Raw genomic sequence first — 1182 nt, forward strand, 5'->3', positions numbered from 1 at the left:
GCATCGATGAAACGCTGTCGGGCGCGGCCATGCGCATCTTGTGCAGGATGCCGTTGTCGGTGGCGACGATGAAGCCGGGGCCGCCGAATTCTGGACGGCGGCGATCAGTTGCGAGGTCGAGCCGATCACGTCGGCCTGCGCCACCACTGCTTCGGGCGACTCCGGGTGCACCAGCACCAGGGCGTCGGGATGCTCGGCGCGCATCAACTCCAGTTCCACTCCCTTGAACTCATCATGCACCAGGCAGGAACCCTGCCACAGCAGCATGTCGGCGCCGGTCTGCTTCTGGATGTAGCTGCCCAGGTGCTTGTCTGGCGCCCACAGGATCTTCTTGCCCTGAGCGTGCAGGTGCTGGACGATTTCCAGGCCGATGCCGGAGGTCACCATCCAGTCGGCGCGCGCCTTCACGGCGGCGCTGGTATTGGCATAGACCACCACGGTGCGGTCCGGGTGCTGGTCGCAGAAGGCGGCGAATTCATCGGCCGGACAACCCAGGTCGAGCGAACAGGTCGCGTCCAGGTCGGGCATGAGGATGCGCTTTTCGGGGCTGAGGATCTTGGCGGTCTCGCCCATGAAGCGCACACCGGCCACCACCAGGGTCTGGGCGGCGTGGTCACGGCCGAAACGCGCCATCTCCAGCGAATCCGAGACGCAGCCGCCGGTTTCCTCGGCCAGGTCCTGCAGGTCGCCATCGACGTAGTAGTGCGCCACCAGCACCGCCTGCTTTTCCTTGAGCAGTTGGCGGATGCGCGCTTTCAACTGCGCGCGTTCCTCGGGGCTGGGCGTGGCCGGTACCTTGGCCCACGCATTGGCGGTACAACTGCCGCCGGTCTCCATTTGCGGTCGCTCGAACTCGACGACCTTGGTTGCTGTTGCTTGCATGGCGGTCAACAATACGGTGCTGATGCGGTTACGGGGATTATTCGATGCCCTGGCTGGCCAGGTAGTCTTCGTAGCTGCCCTGGAAGTCGATCACCTGGCCATCCTTGACTTCAAGGATGCGGGTGGCCAGCGAGGACACGAATTCACGGTCGTGCGACACGAAGATCAGGGTGCCGGCATACTTTTCCAGCGCGATGTTGAGCGACTCGATGGATTCCATGTCCATGTGGTTGGTCGGTTCATCCATCAGCAGCACATTGTGACGGCCCAGCATCAGCTTGCCGTACATCATGCGGGCCT

The 1182-nt window shown here is 63.4% G+C and carries 2 pseudogenes; both read right to left on the reverse strand.

Going from position 1 to position 1182, the window contains the following annotated elements:
- Positions 1-882 (reverse strand): annotated as a pseudogene (gene nadA, locus I5W_RS20485) (quinolinate synthase NadA); the annotation flags it as partial.
- A 37-nt stretch (positions 883-919) separates the two neighbouring features.
- Positions 920-1182, reverse strand: a pseudogene (locus I5W_RS20490) (ABC-F family ATPase); the annotation flags it as partial.

This window comes from Herbaspirillum sp. B65 (assembly GCF_000333555.1).
Lineage (GTDB): Bacteria > Pseudomonadota > Gammaproteobacteria > Burkholderiales > Burkholderiaceae_D > Herbaspirillum > Herbaspirillum rubrisubalbicans.